We start from the raw sequence: 20,567 nt of genomic DNA, 5'->3' as shown, positions 1-20,567 counted from the left end.
CAGACCTGCAGGATCGCTCAAATTTTCTGAGCCATTTGAAAAGGGCTGGCCTATACCAGCCCCTTTTCTTTGTTTCAGTTAACCAATCTACTCGGCCGCTTTCGCCATTGGATTATTGGGATGCGTCGTCCAGTTGGCATAGCCAGGCTGCACCTCATTTCCAGTGCGCGGATCGACCTCACCGGCTGCCATCGGCTCCATCGAGATACACCCGTCCACAGGGCAGACATCCACGCACAGGTTACAGGCGACGCATTCGTCATCCATGACCTCAAAAACCCGATCGTCAGACATTGAGATCGCCTGATGGCTGGTGTCTTCACACGCGGCGTAGCAGCGACCGCATTTGATGCACTGATCCTGGTCGATCTTGGCCTTGGCAACGTAGTTCAGGTTCAGATACTGCCAGTCGGTCACATTCGGCACAGCAAGACCTACGACTTGCGATACGTCTGTATAGCCCTTTTCATCCATCCACTTGGACAGTCCGGCAGTCAGTTCGTCGATAATCTTGAACCCATAGGTCATTGCGGCGGTACACACCTGCACGGTCCCACATCCCAACGCCATGAATTCAGCCGCATCGCGCCACGTGGTCACGCCACCGATACCGGATATCGGCAGGCCCTGCGTGGCTTGGGCACGGGCAATTTCGGACACCATCGACAGGGCAATCGGCTTTACCGCCGGGCCACAATACCCGCCGTGGCTGCCCTTGCCATCAATCGACGGCTCGGGGCTGAATGTGTCCAGATTGACGCTGGTGATTGAGTTGATCGTGTTGATCAACGACACCGCGTCCGCGCCGCCATTTCTAGCCGCCTCAGCTGGCTTGCGGATATCGGTGATGTTCGGCGTCAACTTTACGATAACCGGGCGGTCGTAATACTGCTTACACCAGCGGGTCACCATTTCGATATATTCTGGCACCTGCCCCACGGCCGAGCCCATACCGCGCTCGCTCATCCCATGCGGGCAACCGAAGTTCAACTCGATCCCGTCTGCGCCGGTTTCTGCCACACGCGGCAAGATGGCTTTCCATGCCTCTTCTTCGCACGGCACCATGATCGAAGCGATCAGCGCACGGTCCGGGTAATCTGCCTTGACCCGCGCCATTTCTTCAAGGTTCACCTCAAGCGGGCGATCGGTGATCAGTTCGATGTTGTTCAGGCCCAGCAGCCGACGATCAGCGCCATAAATCGCGCCGTAGCGCGGCCCGTTGACGTTTACGACCGGAGGTCCCTCGGCCCCGAGCGTTTTCCACACAACTCCGCCCCATCCGGCCTCAAAAGCACGGCGGACGTTATATTCCTTATCCGTCGGTGGCGCCGAGGCCAACCAGTATGGGTTGGGGCTGGAAATACCCAGAAAGTTTGTTGTCAGATCGGCCATAGCTTCTCCCTTCCCGGCTCAGCCGGATTTCTTGAATATCATTTCGGTCGGGCGAATGCGCCCGGCCTTGAGGTTCATGACGTAGTTTTGAAACTTTTCGGGCGCCGTCTCGCCCATCATAAGGTGGATGCCCAATGGGGGCGGGCCGCTCTCGGCGATGCGCGCGAAAACTTCTTCGAAAAAAGCAAGCGCGAACTCGGTCCGGTCTGTCTCGGCTACCAGCTCAAGACCCGCCGAGGCCGCCGCGTTCTTGTAAACCTCCGGCATATCTACAAATGAGGTCTCGGCAACAGTTGACCAGGGCAGAGGAAAGGCCAGCGGTTCGTCCACGTCCCCTCCCATCACATCAAACAGGGCAAAGGAACCATCCCAGGCCAGAGCGCGCGACACTTCTGCAAAAAGACCCGCCTTGTCTTCGATGTTCATCCCAACGTGCATCATAACGGCAAGATCAAAACCCGCATCGGGCACGGGCATATCCAGTGCGCTACCCACCAGAAAACTTGTTTTGTCGGAATGCCCGACAAGTTCACTCAATGCAGTGGCCGTTTCGACAAATTCAGGCGTCAGGTCGACCCCGGTCACTGTCGAGTCATAGCGATCCACGATGTAGCGCGACGTCCCGCCGATGCCGCTCCCGACATCCAGGACGCGTGTCGCATGGGTCGGCGAAAGCTGGGCAAACAGGTTGTCCGTTGCCAGAACCCCGCCTGTGTGGAACTCATCACCAGCCTTGAGGTCTGCAACCGTGGCCGCGTTTGGGTCAATGCCACTTGCCTTTAGTGCCTCACGCATACGCTCCGTGAGGGCACCGGTTGTGTAGTGTTGCGCAATAGCTTTTTCGATCTGGGACATGAGAATACCTCAGCAGCGAATGGGATGGGGTGAATGCCCCATCCTATCACGAAACAAGCGTTGCGTGGATGTCCATCGCCGCATCGCGGCCTTCGGCCACGGCGGTTACGGTCAGGTCTTCGCCACCAGCTGCGCAATCGCCCCCGGCCCAGACGCCATCCATCGAGGTACGCCCAGCGCCCGTCACGGCGATCTTGTTGCCGTCCAGCGTCAATCCATCCGGTGCGCCATCCAGCGTCTGGCCAATCGCCTTGAGGACCTGATCGGCGGGCACGCGGATGATTTCTCCGGTCCCCGACAGCTGGCCGTCATGGCTGGATGTGTACTCCAGCTCGATCTCTGCCGCTGCTCCGTTTCCATGAACGGCAACGGGTTGCACATTGGTCATGATCTTGACGCCGTGGGATGAGGCGAGGTCCTGTTCATATCGGCTGGCCCCCATCGCATCGCGGCCACGCCGATAAGCGATGGTGACATGCTCAGCCCCCAGCAGTTTTGATTTCACTGCGGCGTCAACGGCCGTCATTCCGCCACCGATCACCACGACGTTGCGACCAACCGGCAAATGCGCCAGATCAGAAGCCTGGCGCACATCCGAGATGAAATCGACGGCAAAGCGCACGCCATCCAGATCAGCCCCTTGTGAGCGCAGGGCGTTCACGCCGGCCAAACCGATGGACAAAAAGACAGCGTCGTAATTTTCGACCAGACCGTCCAGCGAGATACCCTCACCCAGAACCGAGCCGGTCTCGATCGTGATACCGCCGATCTTTAGCAGCCAGTCCACCTCGGCCTGTGCAAAGTCATTGGTCGACTTATAGGCAGCGATGCCATATTCGTTCAGACCGCCCGGCTTGGGTTTGCCCTCGTGGATCACCACGTCATGCCCAAACATCGCTAGGCGGTGCGCGCAGGCCAGACCAGCAGGCCCTGCCCCGATCACAGCAACAGTCTTGCCAGTTGACGCGGCGCGTTCAAACGGGTGATCCCCGGAAACCATCACGCTGTCCGTCGCATACCGCTGAAGGCGGCCAATCTCGACCGGGGCCCCTTCGGCCGTTTCACGTACGCAGGCCTCTTCGCACAATGTCTCGGTCGGACAGACACGGGCGCACATGCCGCCCAGAATGTTCTGCGCCAGAATGGTTTCACCCGCCGCCTCAGGTTGCCCTGCCTGAATCTGACGCATGAACAACGGAATATCGATATCCGTCGGACAGGCCGTCACACATGGCGCGTCATAACAGAAATAGCACCGATCTGCGGCAACTGCGGCCTCATGCGTGGCCAATGGCGGGTGCAAGTCCGTGAAATTCGATGTCAGCTCATCGCTGGAAAGCCGCCCGGAGACAATGCCGGGGGCAATCTGGCCCTGTGCCATCGCTCTACTCCCTGTAGATATGTTCGTTATGTTCTCAGCTTGCCACAATCTGATTTTTTATCAATTGGTAAAATTTAGAAAATCATCAAAAAATCGAAAAAACCGGAAAATTCCGCCCATTTTACTGAGGAAATCGCCTGTTTTATTGGCATTCGATACTCCTGTTGTGCCCAAAGACCGATTGCGCAGGGCAGACAGCAGCCACGAATTCCGGTTTTTCCGGCATCTGGTTTTGACGGAGCCAGCTGCGTAATGTAGGTCAAACTCAACCCGAGCAGCGCCGGTCAACGGCCAGATACCTGAAAGTCATTCGATGCAGGCCACCCACCCGAAGTTCAACATCGTCATCATCGGGCAAAACAACCGGCTACAGTATGAGGCACTGCTGTTTGCCGCCTCTCTGCGTCATAGCTCACCGAATTTCGCGGGTCGGCTGTTTGTGGCGGTCCCACAGCCCGGCCAGCGCTGGCCGCAAGACCCAAGCATCCGGAGCGAGGACGTTCTGAAAGCGTTGCGGCAACTGGATGCGGAAATCCTGCCATTCGACAACCATGTCTTCGGCAACAGCTATCCCCACGGCAACAAGATCGAGGCATTGCTGGCGCTGCCAGAAGGCGAGCCTTTTGTGTTCTTTGACAGCGATACTCTGATCACCGGTGATCTGGCTTCGGTACCGTTTGATTTTGACCGACCTGGCGCCTCACAAAAGGTCGAAGGGACGTGGCCCAAACCCACCCTGTATGGCCCTGATTTCGATGGTATCTGGAGCGCCCTCTATCACCGGTTCGAACTGGACTTCGAAAGCTCATTGGATACCAGCCAGCCCGAGAATTACTGGCGGCGGTATTTGTACTTCAACGCGGGCTATTTCTATTATTCCTGCCCGCGCAAGTTCGGCGCGCGTTATCTGGACTTTGCCCGCACGATCCGGGATGGGAATATCCCCGAACTGGCCGGGCAGAACCTTGACCCATGGCTGGATCAGGCCGCGCTGCCGTTGGTTGTCCATTCCTTCGGTGGCGGGCGGGATACCCTGCCCCCGGGCCTGCTGGATGGATCGGTCAGCTGCCACTATCGTCTGTTCCCCCTGCTCTATGCCCGCGAAAGCGACCATGTGATTGAGGTGCTTGAAACCGTCGTGGCCCCCAACCGGGTCAAGAAGGTTCTCAAGGGATATGACCCGATCAAAAAGCTGGTTTTGCAGCGTAAGGGCCACAAGATCCGGGACCTGTTCGACCGTGATAACCTGCCCCAGCGCGAACAGGTCATTCGCAATACAATCAAGAACAAGGGCCTGTGGATGCGCTGACAGGATTGTTGTGCGCGCGCGCTCAATCGCCTAGAGATTCAGCAACAAACATTCCAACAGGAGATTTTAGCGATGTCTGACGGCCCTACCTACGGTTTTGACACACTTCAGATTCACGCGGGCGCACGGCCCGATCCGGCAACGGGCGCGCGTCAGACTCCGATTTATCAAACGACAGCTTATGTGTTTCGCGATGCCGATCACGCGGCGGCGCTGTTCAACTTGCAAGAGGTTGGCTTCATCTATTCCCGCCTGACCAACCCTACTGTGGCCGTATTGCAAGAACGTATCGCCACACTGGAAGGCGGAGTGGGCGCGGTCTGCTGTTCTTCTGGTCATGCAGCACAGATCATGGCGCTGTTTCCGCTTATGGGACCGGGCTGCAACGTGGTGTCCTCGACGCGCCTTTATGGCGGTACGGTCACGCAATTCAGCCAGACGATCAAACGCTTTGGCTGGTCGGCCAAGTTTGTCGACACCGATGATCTGGATGCCGTAAAGAATGCCATCGACGAAAACACCCGGGCGATATTCTGTGAATCAATTGCCAATCCGGGTGGGTATGTGACCGACATTCAGGCTATGGCGGATATCGCTGACGCAGCAGGTATCCCCCTGATCGTCGACAACACCTCGGCCACACCGTACCTATGCCGCCCCATCGAACAGGGCGCGACGCTGGTTGTGCATTCGACGACCAAGTACCTGACCGGCAATGGCACGGTCACCGGCGGCTGTATCGTGGATTCGGGCAAGTTCGACTGGTCGGCGAATGACAAGTTCCCTTCGCTCAGCGAACCGGAACAAGCCTATCACGGACTGAAGTTCCACGAGACCTTTGGCCCGCTGGCTTTTACCTTTCACGGTATCGCCATTGGCCTGCGCGATCTGGGCATGACCATGAACCCGCAAGCCGCGCATTACACGCTGATGGGGGTTGAAACCCTATCCCTTCGGATGGAACGCCACGTGGAAAACGCCCAAAAGATCGCTGCCTGGCTCGAAGCAGACGACCGCGTGGACTATGTGACCTATGCGGGTCTGCCCTCCTCGCCCTATCATGACCGGGTGAAAGCACACTATAGAAAGGGTGCCGGCGCATTGTTCACCTTTGCGGTCAAGGGTGGTTATGACGCCTGTGTCAAACTGGTGAACGCGCTTGAGATTTTCAGCCATGTCGCCAACCTTGGCGATGCGCGGTCGCTGATCATTCACTCAGCCTCGACCACCCACCGTCAGTTGACGCCTGAACAGCAAGAGGCAGCAGGTGCAGGCCCCGGCGTAGTCCGCGTCTCCATCGGCATCGAAGACGCAGACGACCTGATCGCCGATCTGGATCAGGCGCTGGCCAAGGCAACGGCCTGAGTCATGAGCGGCCACGATACCAACGAACTGGGTCAACCCATCGGTCTGCCGGTTTCGGGCGAATTCCCGCGTCCCACGCCGCCCTATACACCGATGGAAGGTCAGTATTGTTCCGTCGTGCCGCTGGACGTGAACCGGCATGCGCCCGGACTTTACCAGGCGTTTGCCAACGACGCGGATGGGCACAACTGGACCTATCTGCCCTACGGTCCCTTCGACAGGGAGCAGGATTTCGAGGATTGGACCCGCGCCACATGCATGGATGCCGATCCGATGTTCCACACGGTCTTAGACGAAGACGAAACGCCGATTGGCATGGCTTCATTTTTGCGGATCGAACCCGCGGCAGGTGTGATCGAGGTCGGCCACATTCACTTTTCACCCCTGCTGCAGCGCAGCCCGAAATCGACCGAGACCATGTATCTGATGATGCGCCGCGTCTTCGACGAGTTGGGCTATCGCCGCTATGAGTGGAAATGCGATGCCCTGAATGCTGCTTCCTGCCGTTCGGCTGAACGATTGGGTTTTACATTCGAAGGCATCTTTCGGCAGGCCACCCACTACAAAGGTCGGAACCGGGATACGGCCTGGTATTCGATCCTCGACAGTGAATGGCCGCGGATTAAGACCGCGTTTGAGGATTGGCTGTCACCTGACAATTTTGACCAGGCGGGCCAACAGCGACAACCGCTACAGGCCCGCAGTCAAAGCAAAGGATCACTCGGCCATCCCGAATTCCATCGACACGTTGACCGAGACTGAAATCTCCCCCCCCACGACCGGCACACCGCCGCCTTCGGCCATAGCCATCGCACGCATCTGCGGTGCGGGGTTGATTCCTCCGACCCGCTCGCTGATCTGCTGAACCTGACCCAGAGTTACATTGGCCGCCTGTGCCAGTTGTTCCGCCTTTGCAGTTGCTTCGGCAACAGCTTTGGCTCGTGCCTGCGCCTGCAGCGGTGCGGGGTCCTGCACACCAAAGCTGAGCCCACCGAAATCATTCGCACCGTCCTGAATGACCCCATCCATGATCGTGCCCAACTGTGTCAGGTCACGGACGCGGACCTGCACATTGTTCGATGCCACAAAGCCGGAAATCTCGGGCCGTTCACCACTTTGATTGTTGCGCCCGGACCAAACCGGCGACAACGACAGATCGCGAGTTTGTACATCACGGGATTCGACGCCCATCTCCTCAAGCCGTTTCAGAATCTGCGCCACCGCATCAGATGTCGCCTGCATCGCATTTGACGCCTGCGGGTCTTCGTTGGTGACACCCAATGTGATGGTTGCCATATCCGGTGCAGCCTGAACGGTGCCGGTTGCATCTACCAAGATGCGACGTTCTTCCGCATGGGCCATACCTGCGGCTGTCACGGCCAGCATTGCGGCCAGAAAAGCGATTTTCTTCAAGGTCTTCCCTCCAATATCTTCTGCACCAAGATGGGGCCGCCAGGGTTTATCAGACAAGGGGAAGCGCTGGCTTTTTCTTTCCCTCGGCGAGATCCTGCTTTAATGTCAGCCTGCGGACGAAAAGTCGTTTGCATCGATGCTGACAATTATGGTTCCTCGGGAATATGAAACCCGCCTTTGCGCTGTCTTTTTCTGCAACCGGAATATCTGTGCACCACCAATCCGATGACGATTGGTTTTGCATTGGTAAGGTTGCATTGGACGCGCCGGACCTGAATGCGCAACTTCACGCCCTGCGGGAAAAAGCATTTGCTTTGGAAAACAACCTACGGTGCAAGGTCATAATCCCGACCGAGCAGGTGCGTTTTTTGTCGGTCGAAACTGACAATCAACCCTTGGGAGAAGACGCAAAGGAAAAGCTGGCCGAGGCTACGCCATATACGGTCGAAGACTTGGTTTTTGACACCACAACCGTCGGCCCCACCACCTATGTCGCCGCCGTGACGCAACAAACACTTGATGAGGCACGCGACTTTGCAACCGAACACGGTTTCATACCGGTTCATTTCACTACAGATACCGACGCCAGTTCTTTCCCTTCTGAGCCATTGTTTGGGGCCTCAGAAACTGTCCCCTTTGCGACCGAAGCCAAAGATGAGGTTCAATCGGACGCAGCAGAACCAAATGTACATCCCATCGCCGCAGATGCAGCCCCGGATGTGTTCCGATCTGCGCCGGCGGCCTCCGCCCCCACCAAAATACCCACTGAGGTATTTACAAAAAAGTACGTTGTGCCAGTCGCGGCCGCACTGGGGATAGCGGCAGTGTTGGGCGCATGGGCGCTGATCGGATCAAACGACGAGTCACAAACAGCCGAACCGGAAACGGCACAGGTAGAAGACGCCCTGCCCGCACCCACCCCTCAGGCCAGTGTCGAAACCGAGAACCCGGCCACGCCCGGAGTGCCACCTGCCGAAACGGCTGAGCTTGATACGGACGCCACCCTTTCTGAACAGGACGCACCTGCCCAAAACGAGAATATTCAACCCGATCTTTCGCCCACGGACACAGCCATTCTCGAGGCGTTAAACGTCGCCCCGACAATCGTGGAAGAGGTTGCCCGCGACCCCGTGATCCAAGCAACCTCAGCCCAGCCCGGCCTTGAGATCATCGCGCCCGATCCCCTGTTGCCCCCGGTTTTACCCCCGCAGGATGAGCTGTATCTGGCTTCGGTCGACAACTCCAACCTATCGACTGACGCCGTTGCTCTGCCCATAGCGCAGAGCTTTGCCACAGATGAACCCTTTGACCAGGTTGCACTGCCCAGCACTGCCGGCGCCCAGTTCGAGCTTGATGATCGCGGCCTGGTCACACCCAGCGCTGAGGGGACGCTGAACCCGGACGGTATTGTCGTCTATCTCGGGCGTCCTTCGAAGACACCACCCGAGCCACCTGTCCGGTTCGAAGAGGAACCCACACTTGAGGAAACTCCTGACAGGTTGGCCGGGCTGCGCCCAAAGCCCCGCCCCAGCGATCTGATCGAACAGTTCGAACGTCAGCAGCTGGGCGGACGAACACGTGAAGAACTGGCGGGACGGCGCCCCAAACTGCGCCCTGCCTCACTGCAACAACAGCCGCAGATTGACTATACCCCCACAGCGCTGGCGGTGGTGCGCGTGCCGCGACCAAAATCCCGCCCGGCAGGTCTTGCACCACCTACCGGGACGCAAACCGCCAATCTGGGGTCAACGGCGGCCATCGGTCAGGTCGAGGCCGGGTCATTCCAACCCAAAGCCGTTGCTCCAAAGATTCCGTCTGCCGCTTCGGTCGCGCGTCAGGCGACAATCGACAACGCGCTAAACTTGCGCAAACTGAACCTGATCGGGGTTTATGGAACACCCGCCAACCGCCGCGCGCTGGTGCGGCTGCCTAGCGGTCGTTATAAGAAGCTGAAGGTCGGTGACAGGGTGGACGGCGGCAAGGTCATCGCAATTGGTGACAGCGAATTGCGCTATCAGAAAAAAGGCAGGAACCTGACGCTGAAGATGCCGCGCAGCTAACGCGGACGCGAACGCCCGCATTATGCTTTAACACACGAACTCAAGCCGCTGAAATTTCGCCGCTTTCGATCTGTTCGCGTTCGATAGATTCGAATAGGGCCTGAAAGTTTCCCTCGCCAAACCCATCGTCGCCCTTTCGCTGAATGAACTCGAAAAAGATCGGGCCGATCACAGTTTTTGAGAAGATTTGCAGCAAGATTCTGGTCTCGCCGCCATCCAGAACACCTTCGCCGTCAATCAGAATGCCGTGCTTCATCATACGGTCCAACGGCTCGTCATGGTAGGCAACCCGTTCCTTGGACATCTCGTAATAGGATTTGTTCGGGCCAGGCATGAATTTCAAACCCTTCTCGGCAATCGCGTCGGTCGAGGCATAGATATCTTCGCTGCCCACTGCGATATGCTGGATCCCCTCACCTTTATACTTGTTGAGATAGGACACGATCTGCCCGGTTTCGCCCCGATCTTCGTTAATCGGAATGCGAATGCGTCCACAAGGCGACGTCAGAGCGCGGCTGAAAAGGCCGGTAAATTTGCCCTGAATGTCAAAAAAACGGATTTCGCGGAAGTTGAACAGAGTTTCGTAGAATTCGAACCACTTATCCATATTCCCGCGATAGACGTTGTGCGTCAGATGATCGAGGTAATAGAAACCGTCGCCACGCGGCTTGGACTGTGTGGTCCAGGTGAACTCTTGATTATAGGGCGAAGTGTCGTGGTACTGATCGATGAAGTAGATCAACGAGCCACCGATCCCCTTGATCGCCGGAACATTCATGACCTTGTCCGCCGCATCATAGGGTTCTGCACCTTTGGCCACAGCGTGTTCATAAGCTTTTTGCGCGTCCACAACGCGCCAGCCCATCGCCGAAGCACAGGGGCCATGTTCTGCAGCAAAGCGGGCCGCAAAACTTTCAGAGTCAGCGTTGAGGATATAGGTCACGTCACCCTGCTGCCACAGCTCGACCGTGGGCTTATCCTTGTGGTGGCCGACTTTTTCATAACCCATTCTGGCAAACAGGTCGCGCAACTCCTGCGGTTCGGGGTGGGCGAACTCTACAAATTCAAACCCGTCCGTACCGACCGGATTTTCTTTGCTGATCACAGATTTCGGGGCGTTGTGGGGGAAAGGACCCATGGCGCGTCTCCTTAAAACAGGAATTTCTTTGCTGATTCCAAAATATGCCTTAACTGGCGCTGTTTCTGCGCATAGTTTTCGTGTAAACTAGGCAAGAGTGCGCAAATTCCGCATGTTTGCGCGAAATTTTGGAGATTTTCCGCATATGTTGGATTCCACCGATATGCGCCTGTTATCCGCTTTGCAGGTGGATGCCCATCTAACTGCACATCAACTGGGTGAGATGCTGAACCTGTCGCCCAGTCAGGCCGGGCGGCGGCGGCAACGGTTGGAGGCCGAAGGATACATCACCGGGTACGCGGCGCGACTGGACCCGCTGAAACTTGGGCTGCATGTTCAGGGATTCGTTCAAGTACATCTGGGCACCCACGGCCCCGAACAATCGCAAAGCTTTGCACGCATGGTGGACACGCGGCCTGAGATCACCAGCGCCTGGACGATGACAGGTGAGGCAGATTACCTGCTACATGTCTATTGCGACGATCTAGCCGCGCTCAACCGCTTGCTTCACCAGGTGATCCTGCCGCATCCTGCCGTGGCGCGGGTTCAAAGCCAAATCGTGATGGACCAGCTCAAACGCGACGCCCCGTTGCCCACCTGACCCGACCGAAAGGACCGACATGGACGATTTCCTCTATCAGGCTTCGATCTATCTGGCAGCTGCCGTGATCGCAGTGCCGTTATCGGCACGTCTGGGATTGGGGTCGGTGTTGGGATATCTGGCCGCCGGGATCGTCATCGGACCCATATTCGGGCTGGTTGGTGCGGAAACAGAAAGCCTGCAACATGTGGCCGAGTTCGGCGTAGTTATGATGCTGTTCCTGATCGGACTGGAACTTGAGCCGCGCGCTCTTTGGGACATGCGCGACAGGCTTTTGGGGCTGGGCGGCCTGCAGGTCGGTCTGTCAACTGCCGCCATTGCTGCTGTTGCTATTTATGCGAACCACCCATGGTCCGTGGCGTTGGCCGTTGGTCTGACCCTGTCGCTATCCTCGACGGCGATTGTGCTACAGACCCTGTCCGAAAAAGGGTTGATGCAGACGAACGGAGGCCGCGCCACGTTTTCCGTGCTGCTGACGCAGGATATCGCAGTGATCCCCATTCTGGCCTTGCTGCCGCTGTTGGCGTTGCCAGCCATGCCACATATCGAAAGCGACGGATCGATCGACCGCGGCGCGAAGGACCTGCACGACACGGCGCATCACAGCTTATCTCTGGTCGAGGGCCTGCCCGGTTGGGCCGTCACGCTGGTCACCCTTGGTGCCATCGCGTTTGTGATCCTGGCCGGCGTCTACCTGACGCGCCCACTGTTCCGTTTCATCCACGCCACCCGCCTGCGCGAGATGTATACTGCGCTGGCCCTGATGATCGTCGTTGGGATATCCTTCCTGATGACCCTTGTTGGTCTGTCCCCCGCCCTGGGAGCTTTCCTGGCAGGCGTAGTTCTGGCCAGCTCGGAATTTCGGCACGAAATGGAAAGCGACCTTGAGCCCTTTAAGGGTTTGTTCCTAGGCCTGTTCTTCATCACCGTTGGTGCCGGAATTGACGTCGCCTATTTCTTCAACGATCCGCTTGAGCTGATCGGACTGGCGCTGCTGGTCATTCTGACAAAGGGGGCCATCTTGTACTTGGTCGGGCGCGCCTTCAAGCTGCGCGGGCGCGATCACTGGCTGTTCACGCTGGGTCTGGCGCAGGCGGGTGAGTTCGGATTTGTCCTGCTGGCCTTTTCCACGCAGCAGAACGTAATCCCACCTGATTTGTCGCAGAAACTGCTGATGATTATCGCACTGACCATGCTGATCACTCCGCTGTTGTTCATCATCTACGACCTTCTGTCCCGTCGGATCAGGGAGAATACCCCGCAGGTCGAACCTGACGAGATCGACGAAAAAGGCCCGGTGATCATCGCGGGCATTGGACGTTTTGGTCAGATCGTGAACCGGTTGGTGCGGGCCAGTGGGTTCAAGACCATCGTTCTGGATCATGATATCGAGACCATTCAACTTATGCGCCGCTTTGGCGTCAAAGGCTTCTTGGGCGATCCGACACGGCCCGAGTTGTTGCGTGCAGCGGGGCTTGATAAAGCCGCCGTACTGGTTGCTGCAATGGACGACCGCAAGACTGTGACCCGTCTGGTCAGCTTTGCACGTCGCCAACGCCCGGATCTGCACATCATCGCGCGCGCGCATGACCGCACCCATGTGTATGAACTGTACCAGGCGGGCGCGAATGATATCGTGCGCGAGATGTTTGACAGCTCACTGCGCGCCGGTCGCTATGTGCTCGAGAATATCGGCCTCAGCGAATATGAGGCCGCACAAGCCGAGCAGACCTTTTATCACCACGACCGAGCCTCGATCCGGGATCTGGCCGAGCTTTGGATTCCCGGCATGCCGACGGCGGAAAACAAGAAATACATCGAGCGCGCCCAGCAATTCGAGAAAGACCTTGAAACCGAACTGCTGGAACTGGCTGAGAAACACGCTCAGAAATCGGCCTGATCCTTTTTGGCGGATCAAACCATCCGGTTCAGCCGCCGGACACGCCGGCTTCAGCAAAGGTTGCCATACCTGAATGACAGGCAACCGCGCTTTTGAGGATATTGATCGCCAGCGCACCGCCCGACCCTTCGCCCAGGCGCAGCCCAAGGTTCAACAGTGGCTGTTTGCCCAGCTTCTCCAATACCGCACCGTGTGCGCCCTCGGCACTTTGATGGCCCGCTACGGCGTGATCCAAAGCCCCGGCAGACACATCGGCCAGGCAGGCCGCCGCAGCCGAGCAGATGAAGCCATCCAAAATGACCGGAATACACAGAACACGGGCTGCTGCGATCGCTCCAGCCATGGCCGCAATCTCACGCCCGCCCAGACGTCGTAGGATCTCCAGCCCGTCACCCGATGCACCGTGCAAGGCCACGCCCTCGGCCACCACGCGGGTTTTGTTCGCCAACCCGGCGTCATCCACACCGGTGCCACGCCCTGTCCAGTCCGAGGCTTCTCCCCCGAACAGAGCGCACGCGATTGCAGCAGCCGGGGTTGTGTTGCCGATCCCCATCTCTCCGACGACTAGCAGGTCGGACTTGGGGTCAACAGCTGTCCAACCGGTGCGCAAGGCGTACAACAGGTCATCCTCGGACATCGCCGGGCCTGCGGTGAAATCCGCCGTTGGCCGGTCCAATTCCAATGCATGCACATCCATGGTGGCCCCTGCGGCCTTGGCCAATTGGTTGATTGCCGCACCGCCATGTTCAAAGTTCATGACCATCTGCACGGTCACATCTGGTGGAAAAGCCGACACACCCTGCGCCGTCACCCCGTGATTTCCTGCAAACACGATAACCTGCGGTGCCAAGATTTGCGGGCGGGCATCGCCACGCCAACCGGCATACCAGATCGCCAATTCCTCAAGCCGCCCAAGCGCGCCGGGCGGTTTGGTGAGCTGTCCGTTCCGGTCAGCCGCGCCCTGCAATGCGGCATCATTCGAACCCGGCGCCTGACTCAGGGCATCGCGGAGTGTTTTCAGGTCATTAAGTTCGGGCAGCATCCAAAGCCTCGTTGCATCAGAGTGGTCCTGTGTGTTTAACCGAAGCGTCCGATCCAACAAGACCCCGAAAGGCGCGGGAGTGCATAAAAACGACACCAAGCTGTTTTCCGTGTGGGATATACCACTGGCGCTGGTCTTGCTGACCCGCCTACCGCTGCCGCGGCTGCCGGAAAACACCTTTGCACGGCAGGCCAGCGCCGCCTGGGCGTTTCCCGTGGTCGGTTTGACAATAGGGCTGCTGGCTTGCGCGGTTGGTTGGGCCACGATGGCTCTGAATTTACCCGCTATGGTCAGCGCTGTTTTCCTGGTTGCGGTTCTGATCATAACCACCGGTGCGATGCACGAAGATGGTTTGGCCGATACCGTAGACGGACTTTGGGGAGGGTTCACCCCGGAGCGCCGATTAGAAATCATGAAGGACAGCCATATTGGCGCCTATGGTGTTCTGGCTCTGATCTTCACGCAGTTGATACGCGTCGCTTTGATTGCAACCCTGTTAACGGCAAGCGACTATGCCGCGATCCTTGCGGCCTGCATCTTGTCCCGCGCGATTATGCCGGTTCTGATGAATGCCCTGCCAAATGCGCGCAATAGTGGTCTGAGCCACTCGGTCGGAGGGCCGCAAGGTGTGACGGTTGCGGCAGGTTTTGGATTGGCTTTGCTAGGCGCGGTACTTTTGATGGGCGCAGCGGCCATTCCGCCAACTCTCGTCGCTGCGCTGGTTGTTGCGGTGCTCGCCGGGGTCGCAAAGGCCAAAATCGGTGGTCAGACCGGTGATATCCTAGGGGCTTCGCAGCAATTGGCAGAACTGACATTCATGACCGCGGTCGTTGCCGCGCTTTAGGCCGTACCACCGGTTTCGATACGCAGCGTTTCACCGCAGTGCTTGCAATGCACCGCGTCAGGATCATGCCGATAAAGGCCACAGCTGGGGCACTTGTGGCGCACTTTCTGCGGCATGAAAACAGCCTGCGCCAGACGTACAAACAGCGCCACACCCACAACCATTATGAAAACTGAGAACAACTTGCCAGCCGGTGTCGCCAAGGTGATGTCGCCAAACCCCGTCGTCGTCAGCGTGGCCATGGTGAAATAGAGCGCATCAATGTATGCATGCGGGCTGCTATCAGGAATGAAGAACACCAGAACCGCCGTTGAGGTCGCGAATACGAATACAAGCAGATTGATCGCCGCGATGACGGCATCCTCATGCGTTCGGAAAAACTGACTGTCACGCCGCAAATCCCGCAGCAAGTGATAGGAATGGATCAGGCGCAGGGCGCGCAATATTCGCACGAAGGCCAAGTTTCCGGGCAAGAACGGCTCAAGCAGCAGCGAGGCGATCACGACGATATCGGCCAGTGTGTAAACCTTGCACAGAAGTTTCCAGCGGTCTTTCGAAATCCATAACCGGGCCAAAAAATCCAACAAGATGAGAAACCCGACGCACAGACTGGCAAGCGTGATCCCCGGCCCATGCGGCACATTCGCCGTGGACACGAAGAACACGATCGACGCGGCGTCAAACAGGATCAAGCCATAGCGAAACCAAACCGAAATCGGGTCATGCGCGATGTACAGAAACTTAACGGTTTGCTTTATCCTGGTCATGTATCCGCCTCTGACTACAGGAAAATTAGCGGCAAAAGCGGATTTCACCAAGACAAGACACAAAAAAAGGCCGCCCCCTTTTCAGGAGCGGCCCCAATTTCAGAATTGCCAGATATCAGGCGGCAGCAGCGCGCGAGGTCAGCACCTCATCAACTTGCTTGGCGGCCGAAACCTCACCGGCGCCGGACACAGCGGCCACTTCGCGGGTCAGACGCTCTAGCGCGGCTTCGTACAGTTGACGCTCGGAATAGCTCTGCTCGCGCTGATCGTCTGTGCGGTGCAAGTCGCGCACCACTTCCGCAATCGAAATCAGATCGCCCGAGTTGATTTTTTGTTCATATTCCTGCGCCCGGCGCGACCACATGGCGCGTTTCACCTTGGCCTTGCCCTTGAGCGTCTTCATCGCCTGGCTGATGACATCGGGCGAACTGAGTGACCGCAAGCCGGACTCGGTGACTTTGTTGGTCGGCACCCGCAGGGTCATTTTGTCTTTTTCAAAGGAGATGACGAACAGCTCAAGCGAATATCCCGCGACTTCCTGCTCTTCGATCGAGATAATCTGACCCACGCCATGCGCAGGGTAGACAACATAGTCATTCGGGCGGAACTCAAGCTTTTTCGACTTAGACATACAGGTTCATCCTTGGTTATAGAGTAAGATGCGGACAACAAAACAGCCTAGCCGGTGCCATTTCGGCCCCGTCAGGTGGCTTGTTTGTCAAAAAATCAGAACTCCAAAGCACACATACTTACGGAGTACATCCCCATCTCATTCATCATTCAGCTTTCGATTATATCACAAAATTACGACATCTGAAAGGGCACGCCCAAAAATGGCCGTGAAACCCTATAAGTTTCAAAGCGTTGCAACTTGTTTCTACACCTGAACCGGCAAGTTCAGAGAGCGAATCGCTTAGCCGCCTTCGCCGGGCGCTTCCGAGAAATACTTCTCCATCTTACCCTCTTCGCCGTCGCGCTCTTCGGCCTCGGGCAGCGGGTCTTTCTTGGTCACGATCACCGGCCATTGTTCCGAGTATTTCCGGTTGAATTCCACCCACTGGTCCATCCCCGGCTCAGTGTCAGGGCGAATGGCGTCAGCGGGGCACTCGGGCTCACACACGCCGCAGTCGATGCATTCATCGGGATGAATGACCAAAGTGTTCTCACCTTCGTAGAAACAATCCACCGGGCATACTTCGACGCAGTCGGTGTATTTGCAGCCAATGCAGTTTTCGGTGACAACATAGGTCATAGTGGGAATCCCGTTTGCGGTTTGGGCGTTTAGCTAATCCAGTATTATACTGTCTTCAAGGGCGGATCAGCCCCTAGTGGTACGAGAAAGATCAAGCGCGCGCCGATCTTTCTTGGTTGGACGACCTTTTCCTTCGAATCCGGGGTTTCCGGGCGGCGCGTCCTTCTTTTCGGTCATATCGAAGTACAGTGTTTGCGCCTCGGGTGCAGGGCCGCGTCGTTCGCCCAGCTTTTCCACGCGAACGACGCGTACAACTCGCCCTTGCGGGAAGGTCAGAACATCACCGGGTTCTACAGCTTGCGCTGGTTTCAGAACCCGGTTTCCGTTCAACCGAACATGGCCGCCGCTGACCTGTTTGGTGGCCAGGCTGCGGGTCTTGAAGAACCGCGCCTGCCAAAGCCATTTGTCGATGCGCAGCTTGGCCTCAGCCATCGGCGTTTAGTTACCGTCTTTCAAACCCATGAGCGCAGCTGCAAACGGGTTATCGGGGTCGATCGCCTTTTCTTTCTTGGGCGGTCGGGAGGAGAAGGTCTTGGCCCCTTGCGGCTTGCCACCCTTCTTGCCCTGCGGTTTGCCGCGACCATCCTGCGGTTTACCGCGCGGCTTGCCTTTGCCCGGCCCCTGCCTCTGTTCACGACGCGGGCCACGGTTGGCCTGACGCTGACGGCCCCAAGTGAACGTATAGAACACCTCGACTTCGGGTTCATCCGTTGCCGGAGCCTCGGCTGCCGCCTCGGTGTTGTCGGTGGCCTCGGCTGGCGCCTCGGCGGGGGTGACGACCTCTTCGGTTGCCGCTTCTGGTGCCGGGGTTTCTTCAACAGCGGGTTGCTCGACCGCATTGGTCTCAGAAGTTTCGGCAGGTGCCGCTTTCACCTTTTCACGCTCGCCACGCTCGGCTTTATAGCCCAGCCCATGCATAAGGTCAGCGAACTGTTCCAGCGTCATACCGGTGATCGACAGCATGTCGGGCTTGGCTTCAAACCCGCCACGGCTGTCTTCGGCGCGCAACATGTCGGCCAGACGTTCCAGCATGTCGATTCGGATCGAGCGCTCGCCCGCATCGCGGTAGCCGCACATGGTGTCGTACCCTTCGGGTGCATCCTTCGCGACCGGTACGGTGACAAGACCCGGAGGCGGTGCTTCGGGGAATTCCTGCAGCCCATTGGCCAGAGCCCACAAAACCAGACGCAGACGCGTCGGCGCAGGTTTCAGCAGCAGCGGCATGAAGATGGTGAACTGACCGAACCGGATGCCGTGCTTGCGTAGCGCGCCGCGGGCGTCCTGATCCAGATCCTTGACCTCTTGCGCGACGCCTGCACGCGGCAGCACGCCCAGTGCCTCTACCATGCGGAAGGCGAAGCCCTTGGCCACTCCGGACAGTTCCTCGTCCCGCGACAGGTTCAGCAACGGCTCGAACAACGCGGCCACTTTACGGTCGATGAAATGCTGCAGACGGCGCTGCACTTTCTGCTCAACCTCTGGGCCTGCGGCCTCATCCACAAACACCTCGACCATCGGCTTGAGCGGTTCAGCCCCGGCAACCAGTTTGCCAACGGCATATTCGCCCCACATCAGGCCGCCCTGATCGGTAAAATCAATTTCGGTATCGGGCGCATTGTAGAAGCGATCGGCGCGCAGATGGAATTGCGGCGCGAGTGCTTGCAGGGAGGCCGTTTTCAAAGCTTTCGCCTCGGTTCCTTGCGCGCTTTTGTCCGGGATAAACCGGAACCCTTCCAGACGACCGACGAATTCACCTTCGACGGTCACTTCACCCTTGTCATTTACTTCGGCCAAAAGGGCCTCCTTCTGTTTGAGCCGGCGCAGCAACACTGACGTGCGCCGGTCCACAAATCTCTGAGTCAAACGATCATGCAATGCGTCTGACAGCCTGTCTTCTACAGTGCGTGTTTCGTCACGCCAATGTGATTCGTCATGCACCCAACCGTTTCGCTGCGCAACATATGTCCAGGTGCGAATATATGCCAACCTTTTAGACAAAGCATCGATATCTCCGTCGGTTCTGTCGATCCGGCGGATTTGCCGCGCCATGAAATCATCTGGGATCGAGCCGCGTTCATGCAAGTGGCCATAGATCACTTCGAGCAGGCTGGCGTGTTCCGCGTGGCTGATGCCGCGAAAATCGGGGATGCGGCACACATCCCACAACAAACGGATCGATTGACCATCACTGGCGCGGGCGGCAACCTCGGTCACTTGCGAGAGTGATTTCAGCACATTCAGATCGTCTGCAGGCCGCGCCTTGACCAGGTGTTCGTCATTCGGGCTGACCTCAAGCGAGTCGATCAGTGCGTCAATCGAGCCAAATCGCAAAGCAGCATTCCGCCAGTTCAGCTTTTTCATCGGCGTAAAGCGGCTGTCCATGATCGCCTGCGCCACGCCGTCTTCCAGCGGTGGGGCCTCACCGGTCACGCCAAAAGTGCCGTCCGACATGCCGCGCCCGGCCCGACCTGCGATCTGCGCCAGTTCGTTCGGGGCTAGAGGGCGCATTCTGCGTCCGTCAAATTTGCTCAGGGACGAGAACGCCACATGGTTCACATCCAGATTCAACCCCATCCCGATGGCATCGGTGGCGACCAGATAGTCGACCTCGCCATTCTGATACAAATCGACCTGCGCGTTCCGTGTGCGCGGGCTGAGGGCGCCCATGACCACGGCCGCACCACCCTTTTGGCGGCGCAAAAGCTCGGCAATCGCATAGACATTATCAACCGAGAACCCGACAATTGCGCTGCGCGATGGCATGCGGCTGATTTTATTGGATCCTGCATAGACCAGCTGCGACATCCGCTCCCGCCGGACAAACTGTGCCTCAGGGATCAAAGCCGCGATGGAACCGCGCATGGTGTCCGAACCCAGAAACAGCGTCTCGTTCGTGCCGCGCGCGCGCAGCAGGCGGTCGGTGAAGACGTGACCGCGTTCTGGATCGGCGCACAGCTGGATTTCATCCACCGCCACGAAATCTGTGCCCATACCTTCGGGCATCGCCTCGACCGTGCAGACCCAATATTGGGCACGGGGCGGCACGATCCGTTCCTCGCCCGTGACCAGAGCCACGACAGAAGGGCCGCGAATGGCGACGATCTTGTCATAAACCTCTCGCGCCAAAAGACGCAGCGGCAGACCGATCACTCCGGTCCGATAGCCCAGCATCCGCTCGATCGCGTAATGGGTTTTACCTGTGTTGGTCGGGCCAAGTACGGCCACGATTCGGGATGACCCGCTCACCT

At 57.9% G+C, this 20,567-nt stretch carries 18 protein-coding genes; 7 read left to right on the top strand and 11 right to left on the bottom strand.

Annotated elements, in window-relative coordinates:
• Positions 1-87 precede the first annotated feature (87 nt).
• The 3 genes from preA to ACR3EP_RS03365 are packed head-to-tail and all read right to left on the bottom strand — an operon-like array spanning position 88 to position 3,628.
• Positions 88-1,392: an NAD-dependent dihydropyrimidine dehydrogenase subunit PreA gene (preA, locus tag ACR3EP_RS03375; protein WP_480636334.1), complete on the bottom strand. Its 1,305-nt coding sequence runs from the start codon at positions 1,390-1,392 to the stop codon at positions 88-90.
• Between the two features lie 18 nt (positions 1,393-1,410).
• Entirely contained in the window at positions 1,411-2,247 is an 837-nt protein-coding gene (locus ACR3EP_RS03370) for a methyltransferase domain-containing protein (RefSeq protein WP_480636332.1), read from the bottom strand.
• Positions 2,248-2,293: 46 nt separating this feature from the next.
• Positions 2,294-3,628: an NAD(P)-dependent oxidoreductase gene (locus tag ACR3EP_RS03365; RefSeq protein ID WP_480636330.1), complete on the bottom strand. Its 1,335-nt coding sequence runs from the start codon at positions 3,626-3,628 to the stop codon at positions 2,294-2,296.
• A 313-nt stretch (positions 3,629-3,941) separates the two neighbouring features.
• Here ACR3EP_RS03365 and ACR3EP_RS03360 point away from each other — a divergent pair, with 313 nt between their 5' ends.
• The 3 genes from ACR3EP_RS03360 to ACR3EP_RS03350 all read left to right on the top strand — a co-directional run bounded on the left by ACR3EP_RS03360 (position 3,942) and on the right by ACR3EP_RS03350 (position 7,064).
• Complete coding sequence (locus tag ACR3EP_RS03360) at positions 3,942-4,937, top strand: hypothetical protein (RefSeq protein WP_480636329.1); 996 nt, start codon at positions 3,942-3,944, stop codon at positions 4,935-4,937.
• A gap of 72 nt (positions 4,938-5,009) precedes the next feature.
• Positions 5,010-6,302: an O-acetylhomoserine aminocarboxypropyltransferase/cysteine synthase family protein gene (locus tag ACR3EP_RS03355; RefSeq protein WP_170348391.1), complete on the top strand. Its 1,293-nt coding sequence runs from the start codon at positions 5,010-5,012 to the stop codon at positions 6,300-6,302.
• Between the two features lie 3 nt (positions 6,303-6,305).
• A complete protein-coding gene (locus ACR3EP_RS03350; protein ID WP_480636328.1) occupies positions 6,306-7,064 on the top strand; it encodes a GNAT family N-acetyltransferase in 759 nt (252 codons plus the stop codon).
• Here the strand turns inward: ACR3EP_RS03350 and ACR3EP_RS03345 are convergent.
• Positions 7,020-7,715, bottom strand: coding sequence for an SIMPL domain-containing protein (locus ACR3EP_RS03345; RefSeq protein WP_480636327.1), 696 nt, complete (start codon positions 7,713-7,715; stop codon positions 7,020-7,022). The genes ACR3EP_RS03350 and ACR3EP_RS03345 overlap by 45 nt on opposite strands.
• Positions 7,716-7,924: 209 nt before the next feature.
• Here ACR3EP_RS03345 and ACR3EP_RS03340 point away from each other — a divergent pair, with 209 nt between their 5' ends.
• A complete protein-coding gene (locus tag ACR3EP_RS03340; protein ID WP_480636326.1) occupies positions 7,925-9,775 on the top strand; it encodes a hypothetical protein in 1,851 nt (616 codons plus the stop codon).
• A 40-nt stretch (positions 9,776-9,815) separates the two neighbouring features.
• Here the strand turns inward: ACR3EP_RS03340 and hppD are convergent, their stop codons facing one another.
• Entirely contained in the window at positions 9,816-10,913 is a 1,098-nt protein-coding gene (gene hppD, locus ACR3EP_RS03335) for a 4-hydroxyphenylpyruvate dioxygenase (RefSeq protein ID WP_480636324.1), read from the bottom strand.
• Between the two features lie 145 nt (positions 10,914-11,058).
• Here hppD and ACR3EP_RS03330 point away from each other — a divergent pair, with 145 nt between their 5' ends.
• Together ACR3EP_RS03330 and ACR3EP_RS03325 are read left to right on the top strand one after the other, a co-directional pair.
• On the top strand, positions 11,059-11,514 hold the full coding sequence (locus tag ACR3EP_RS03330) for an Lrp/AsnC family transcriptional regulator (RefSeq protein ID WP_058281113.1): 456 nt from the start codon (positions 11,059-11,061) through the stop codon (positions 11,512-11,514).
• A 19-nt stretch (positions 11,515-11,533) separates the two neighbouring features.
• Complete coding sequence (locus ACR3EP_RS03325) at positions 11,534-13,414, top strand: monovalent cation:proton antiporter-2 (CPA2) family protein (RefSeq protein ID WP_170348386.1); 1,881 nt, start codon at positions 11,534-11,536, stop codon at positions 13,412-13,414.
• Between the two features lie 28 nt (positions 13,415-13,442).
• Here the strand turns inward: ACR3EP_RS03325 and cobT are convergent, their stop codons facing one another.
• Complete coding sequence (gene cobT / locus ACR3EP_RS03320; RefSeq protein WP_480636322.1) at positions 13,443-14,456, bottom strand: nicotinate-nucleotide--dimethylbenzimidazole phosphoribosyltransferase; 1,014 nt, start codon at positions 14,454-14,456, stop codon at positions 13,443-13,445.
• Between the two features lie 79 nt (positions 14,457-14,535).
• On the opposite strand from cobT, the gene cobS reads away from it, so the two are divergent.
• Positions 14,536-15,300 carry an adenosylcobinamide-GDP ribazoletransferase gene (gene cobS / locus ACR3EP_RS03315; protein ID WP_170548359.1) on the top strand — a complete coding sequence of 255 codons (765 nt, stop codon included), beginning with the start codon at positions 14,536-14,538 and terminating at the stop codon, positions 15,298-15,300.
• Here cobS and ACR3EP_RS03310 read toward each other — a convergent pair.
• The 5 genes from ACR3EP_RS03310 to ACR3EP_RS03290 form a co-directional block, all read right to left on the bottom strand.
• The gene (locus tag ACR3EP_RS03310) at positions 15,297-16,067 is read right to left on the bottom strand and encodes a potassium channel family protein (RefSeq protein WP_226688576.1); all 771 of its coding nucleotides are present in this window, start codon (positions 16,065-16,067) and stop codon (positions 15,297-15,299) included. The two genes, cobS and ACR3EP_RS03310, sit on opposite strands and share 4 nt — an antisense overlap.
• Before the next feature lie 115 nt (positions 16,068-16,182).
• Positions 16,183-16,698: a CarD family transcriptional regulator gene (locus tag ACR3EP_RS03305; RefSeq protein WP_170348382.1), complete on the bottom strand. Its 516-nt coding sequence runs from the start codon at positions 16,696-16,698 to the stop codon at positions 16,183-16,185.
• 282 nt (positions 16,699-16,980) lie between these two features.
• A complete protein-coding gene (fdxA, locus tag ACR3EP_RS03300; RefSeq protein ID WP_170348381.1) occupies positions 16,981-17,319 on the bottom strand; it encodes a ferredoxin FdxA in 339 nt (112 codons plus the stop codon).
• A 66-nt stretch (positions 17,320-17,385) separates the two neighbouring features.
• Positions 17,386-17,751: an RNA-binding S4 domain-containing protein gene (locus tag ACR3EP_RS03295; RefSeq protein ID WP_170374875.1), complete on the bottom strand. Its 366-nt coding sequence runs from the start codon at positions 17,749-17,751 to the stop codon at positions 17,386-17,388.
• Between the two features lie 6 nt (positions 17,752-17,757).
• Positions 17,758-20,565, bottom strand: a complete 2,808-nt coding sequence (locus ACR3EP_RS03290) for a helicase-related protein (RefSeq protein ID WP_480636319.1) — start codon at positions 20,563-20,565, stop codon at positions 17,758-17,760.
• Positions 20,566-20,567: the final 2 nt, after the last annotated feature.

Source organism: Ruegeria sp. BB10 (assembly GCF_056535725.1).
The sequence above is the reverse complement of the archived record's forward strand: the minus strand, read 5'-3'. Positions and strand labels throughout refer to the sequence as shown.